At 47.7% G+C, this 5,389-nt stretch carries 5 protein-coding genes and 2 rRNA genes; 3 read left to right on the top strand and 4 right to left on the bottom strand.

Translation table 11 applies throughout. From position 1 onward, the window contains the following. Together WG89_RS00420 and rrf are read left to right on the top strand one after the other, a co-directional pair. Positions 1–676 (top strand): 23S ribosomal RNA (locus tag WG89_RS00420); the annotation flags it as partial. Positions 677–848: 172 nt separating this feature from the next. Further along, positions 849–964 (top strand): 5S ribosomal RNA (rrf, locus tag WG89_RS00415). Between the two features lie 694 nt (positions 965–1,658). Here rrf and WG89_RS30030 read toward each other — a convergent pair. The 4 genes from WG89_RS30030 to WG89_RS00400 form a co-directional block, all read right to left on the bottom strand. Beyond that, on the bottom strand, positions 1,659–1,928 hold the full coding sequence (locus WG89_RS30030) for a hypothetical protein (protein ID WP_153301332.1): 270 nt from the start codon (positions 1,926–1,928) through the stop codon (positions 1,659–1,661). A gap of 38 nt (positions 1,929–1,966) precedes the next feature. Beyond that, positions 1,967–2,911 (bottom strand): 23S rRNA (adenine(1618)-N(6))-methyltransferase RlmF, encoded by a 945-nt coding sequence (rlmF, locus tag WG89_RS00410; protein ID WP_153301331.1) that lies wholly within the window; start codon positions 2,909–2,911, stop codon positions 1,967–1,969. A 33-nt stretch (positions 2,912–2,944) separates the two neighbouring features. After that, a complete protein-coding gene (locus WG89_RS00405; protein WP_062260067.1) occupies positions 2,945–3,883 on the bottom strand; it encodes a helix-turn-helix transcriptional regulator in 939 nt (312 codons plus the stop codon). Positions 3,884–3,984: 101 nt separating this feature from the next. Next, the gene (locus WG89_RS00400; RefSeq protein WP_062260066.1) at positions 3,985–5,181 is read right to left on the bottom strand and encodes an aromatic ring-hydroxylating oxygenase subunit alpha; all 1,197 of its coding nucleotides are present in this window, start codon (positions 5,179–5,181) and stop codon (positions 3,985–3,987) included. Between the two features lie 86 nt (positions 5,182–5,267). Between WG89_RS00400 and WG89_RS29100 the strand changes: the two genes are divergently transcribed. Then, the coding region (locus WG89_RS29100; RefSeq protein WP_172806660.1) for a transposase at positions 5,268–5,389 on the top strand (122 nt) is incomplete at its 3' end.

Genomic DNA, 5,389 nt, shown 5'->3' with positions numbered 1-5,389 from the left:
TTGGGTGGTGGGTAGTTTGACTGGGGCGGTCTCCTCCCAAAGAGTAACGGAGGAGCACGAAGGTTGGCTAAGCACGGTCGGACATCGTGCGGTTAGTGTAATGGTACAAGCCAGCTTGACTGCGAGACGTACATGTCGAGCAGGTACGAAAGTAGGTCATAGTGATCCGGTGGTTCTGAATGGAAGGGCCATCGCTCAACGGATAAAAGGTACTCCGGGGATAACAGGCTGATACCGCCCAAGAGTTCACATCGACGGCGGTGTTTGGCACCTCGATGTCGGCTCATCACATCCTGGGGCTGAAGCCGGTCCCAAGGGTATGGCTGTTCGCCATTTAAAGTGGTACGCGAGCTGGGTTTAGAACGTCGTGAGACAGTTCGGTCCCTATCTGCCGTGGACGTTGGAAGTTTGAGGAGAGCTGCTCCTAGTACGAGAGGACCGGAGTGGACGAACCACTGGTGTTCGGGTTGTGTCGCCAGACGCATTGCCCGGTAGCTACGTTCGGACGGGATAACCGCTGAAAGCATCTAAGCGGGAAGCCCCCTTCAAGATGAGACTTCCCTGGACCCTGAGGTCCCATAAGAGACGTTGAAGACTACGACGTTGATAGGCTGGGTGTGTAAGCGTTGTGAGGCGTTGAGCTAACCAGTACTAATGACTCGAGAGGCTTGACCATATAACGCCAAAGCGATTTTACTGACAACGTTCCAGACGTTGTTCAGCATACACTCCATCCGTGGAGATAAGCCATACACATGGCGAGAGTGCGCAGCAAGAAGTAAAAAACAGCTTAAGTTAAAACGGATTCCAGAAGGCCGTCGGAAACGACGAACTTCAAACCAGTTTTGCCTGGTGACCATAGAGTGTTGGAACCACCCGATCCCATCCCGAACTCGGAAGTGAAACGATACATCGCCGATGGTAGTGTGGGGTTTCCCCATGTGAGAGTAGGTCATCGCCAGGCATTGAATAAAGCAAAACCCCAGTCGAGCAATCGACTGGGGTTTTTCTTTATCCGTTGCAGGGCAACGGAATACCCTCCATAGAGAGACATCTCCACCGTAAATCAGCGATACGTCGTTTATTGCCGAGTTCGGACCCGAGCTCGGAAGTGACAAATTCGTCTGGAACGAATTTGGACGCACTTTATGCACAGGGATGTGAGGTATGTCGATGTTGCAGGAGCGTTCATCGACCAGTGCGCCCGCAGGGTGAAACACAGGACGTGTTTCATCAAACGATAGGCCTCGCTTGCGAGGCCCTCTCACTAATAATACCGATCTATTTTGAGTACCAGCAGCCAGGCATTCCCAGTCAAAACTCGGTGGGGTTCGTAAGGACTTGCCTGAAATTAACTGCCTTATGGAAACCCTCTCAGAACCCGTTCGGGCTGAGCCTGTCGAAGCCCAATACCAGGACTCTTCGACAAGCTCAGGGTGAACGGAATCCTGTGTAAATCTGGAACTTATTTCCTCTGGTTCTCATGCTCCAGCGTGGGAACTTATACCCGCCAGAAGCATGCATTCCCACGGAGGATCGTGGGAACGAGGATGTGTTTCATCAAACGATAGGCCTCGCCTGCGAGGCCCTATAGCCAACAATCCCCATCTTCTTTTGAGCATTAGCGGCAAGGAGGGTATAAGTCATGTTAGAGCTTTCTAGTCAGAAGCTTGATGATGACAAGAAATACATTGAGTTGGTACATCAATAGCACCCAATATATTCATTGTCACTCCATATGGCTTATCACACGAAGGGCAGGCTATTCCGGAAATACTAGAGAAAATATATGTTGATGAACCAATAATACCTATAAATAGCAAGAGAGCAGCTGCTGGAAAAATAAATATGCTTAGGACAAAAGCCCCCAATAAAAATGTTATTCCTATGGCGACTTTTTTTATTGCTTTCTTTTTTAACTGCTTCATAGACGTTTTATAGATTAGTAGAACAGTGTATTTTGAGCTTAACCCCTAAACTCATCAACAGTCATAAAACTCCAAGTCAACATATGACTCACTTTCTGCCCCTGGCTCATCTGTTTAACTTTCACCTGACAAGCACCCACCTCAGTAAGAAGTTTGCGTAGAGGTGCGATATTATCTTTCTTGGAAACCAGCGTAGTGAACCAGAAGACCTGTTTTGAGAAGCTGGCACTTTCCCTGACCATATCTTTCAGAAAACGTATTTCTCCGCCTTCACACCAAAGCTCATTAGCCTGACCACCAAAATTAAGCGCCTTTTTGTCCGGCTTAATAGTATTCCTGCCGCGTTTGGTCGAGGAGCTCTTCAGATTTTTCCATTTCCTTTGAGTGCCAGCTTCAGCATCTTTTTTTGAAGCATGGAAGGGGGGATTGCATAGAGTCAGGGCAAACTGATCAGAGGCTTGAATGATGTTTCTGAATAAACTGTTTTTGTCGTTTTGCTGTACGACCTGAATGTTGCCAGAAAGATTTTTATTGCTAGAGACTATTGCTCTGGCCGACTCAACAGAAACAGGATCAATATCGCTGGCTACAAACTGCCAGTTATAGGTCTGACTGCCAATGATTGGGTATATCAGGTTGGCCCCGGTGCCAATATCCAGAACCCGTACCGCTTTCCTTCCCAGATTCAGCGAACCCAGCAGGTCTGCAGCATAGTGGATGTAGTCCGCTCGACCTGGAATAGGAGGGCACAGATAACCTTGAGGAATCGACCAGTGCTGCACATTGTAATAATGCTTGAGTAATGCCTGGTTGAGACAGATCACCGCGTCTGGATTGGCAAAGTCTATGGTCTTTTGACCCCTTGGGCTCAACTTCACAAACTGCTTTAGCCCTGGATGGGAAGAGCAGAGCTGATCAAAGTCATAACGCCCCTGATGGCGATTACGAGGGTGTAACTGAGCAGCGGGTCGTTTCCCGGACATAGTCATAGCCAATCTAGAAAGTGGGGGCGAATCTTAGCGAGTTTTGGGCATAAACTCTAATAATACACTGAGCGTAATATCAACAGATCGTTCAGCCGTATTGGGGTTATGAACCACCTCCAGAACAGGTGTTTGTTCTTCCAGTGTTAGATTATTGGTTTGAACATAATGATGAAACGCACTCCAGGCAGAGTAATAACCTGACAGATCACTGTATCTGAGCCTGCACTCAAGAAAGCTGCCTGCAGGTAAAGCTTGGGTAGCTTTATCAGGTGCGCAGGGATAGCCGAGCTGTGACTTCTGATTCTCATAGAGCTCTTCAGTATCTTTCCAGGTGCTCAATAATACTTGTGACTCTGTATCGTCAGGGGCTATCTGGCTCCAGACCTTTTCTATGCTGTTGGGCTCGTTAATACTGATGGGCGTTGTGTGAAAGTATCTTTCGGGGTGATTGGATATTGAGAAATCAAGCTCTCCGGCTAAAGAGGTTTCCAGAGGAAGTTCTGCTTGTTGGTGTGGTTGCCCAAGTAATAGTGCAATTCTGTTAGCAAACTTGGGATCCATATCATAACGTCTATCCCGAAGTTCAGACGCTGATACGCCCAATTCTCGTTTTAGAGCTTTAGCTAATGCCTGTGACGATGAAAATCCGGCTCTGGCGGCAATATCCTTTACAGTCAGGTCGGATTCGGTCGTCAGAAAATAGGCAGCCTGCTTCAACCTCATGCGACACTGATACTGTCCTGGCGTTTCATGGAAAATAACCCGGAACATATGCAGAAAGTGTTTAGGGGATATATGACACTGGTTGGCAATGTCCTGCCAGTTGAGTGGCGCTGAAAGGTCGCTGTGTATGAGTTGTATGGCTTTTTCAAAGCGCAGGCGCCAGTGAGGGGGAAGAGACTCTGTCAATTTTTCTTCCGGAACAAGACTGGCTATTTTCAATTCCTTTTGTATGCCTTGTTCGCTCATAAACAGTACTGCTGAATAAGTGATAGGACATAGAATTTCAGTATTGAGATAAAAAAACAAGCGCTATGAAAAATGCAGTGCCCGTAGGCACTGGTTATCCATCATGCCTCAACTTTCTCTTTCAAAGGCACAAAATCCAGTACATTTTGCTGGAAATAAGTGAGTGCTGTTTCCCCTTCACCATTACTCAGAGGGCCTACCTCAAAAGCCGGTGACGCCATGGCTTTTTGTACCATCTCTACCTGCCAGACATCTTCTGCATGGAAGTTTCCGGATTCCAGAGGGTGGACCGGGAAGTTTTCCAGAGTGATCGGCTCACCTTTATTGGCTACACCATTCTCATCAAATTCCACCTCGGGCATGGGAGCAAAGTTGAGAAGGGTTTTCAATCTGGACTTGCGCTCACGCTCATTTTTAAAGGGTGCCATCATGACCCAACCCTCAAAGAATGTCTCAGTGGGAGAAACAGGAATCAGTTTTGCAAAGCCAACGTTATCGATCAGTGGCTGCATCAGGAAGGTTGGGAAAAAGCCAAACACTTCACCTCCATAAGTCGAAAGATCGGTTCCTTCCAGAGGTTGCCAGTCACCCATAAGTGCAGAGAGGGAAGCTTTGACTTTCTGGCCTGTGGACATTTTCTTAGTGGCTTCTGCAATGGCTTCATCACTCATGATGGGGTTCAGTCCCTGCCAGTTCCAGTGGCGGCCCAGAGGTCTCCAGGTCTGACCATCCACTCCGGGACCACCCAGAGTGTTTTTATGGAGATGCATCAAGTGATAGCCGTCCTGGGCATTTTCAACAAAAACCTTCCAGTTGCATTTCATGGTCCAGTTGAAACGAGCAACAGTCATCAGGTTTTCGGTTTTGGCAGGCCAGCTGTTGTCAGGCAGCTCGGAGAGATAATCGGCAAAACTTTCTTCAGGATGTTCCTGGGGATTAATAAAAATAAGGTTTCTATAATTGCCCATTGCCCCTCTTTTAATGGAGTGCTCACATTTGTTAACGCCATGCTCCCCAAAAAGTGTTTTCTCCTGAGGTACACCGCGTAGAGAGCCATCCGTGTTATAGGCCCAGCGGTGGTAAGCACAGATCATGGTACGTTTTATGTTACCACTGCCGTCTTCCAGGAGCTGTGAGCCACGATGCCGGCAGATATTGTGAAAAGCTCTGATCTCTCCGTCATGACCATGGATCACTACCATGGGGTACAGGCCCACCTGAACGGTTTTGTAATCACCCGGTTCCTTGACATCATCTTTAGTGCATCGTGAAAACCCACGTCCTATGGACGTGGTCATGAATGGTTGGCTTCGCCTGCCATGAACTACCCATGCTACTCCTTATCTCTGAGTTGTCCCCACAACTACTAGAGATAGGAAGTAACATGAGTAGATTTGAAAAGTTAACGCATGTCATTTGGCATTGCCAATATCATATAGTTTGGGTGCCAAAATACAGGTTTCGAGTCCTGACCGGGGCAGTGAAAGCCGAGGTTTATAACAGCAT

The organism is Endozoicomonas arenosclerae (assembly GCF_001562015.1).
GTDB lineage: Bacteria > Pseudomonadota > Gammaproteobacteria > Pseudomonadales > Endozoicomonadaceae > Endozoicomonas_A > Endozoicomonas_A arenosclerae.
Note: the sequence above shows the minus strand (reverse complement) of the source record. Positions and strands in the feature narration are given on the sequence as shown.

Bases quoted from the DNA above. Each gene is read 5' to 3' on its own strand.
- rlmF (WP_153301331.1), bottom strand. From the start codon at position 2,911: ATGTCCGGGAAACGACCCGCTGCTCAGTTACACCCTCGTAATCGCCAT.
- WG89_RS00405 (WP_062260067.1), bottom strand. From the start codon at position 3,883: ATGAGCGAACAAGGCATACAAAAGGAATTGAAAATAGCCAGTCTTGTT.
- WG89_RS30030 (WP_153301332.1), bottom strand. From the start codon at position 1,928: ATGAAGCAGTTAAAAAAGAAAGCAATAAAAAAAGTCGCCATAGGAATA.
- WG89_RS00400 (WP_062260066.1), bottom strand. From the start codon at position 5,181: ATGACCACGTCCATAGGACGTGGGTTTTCACGATGCACTAAAGATGAT.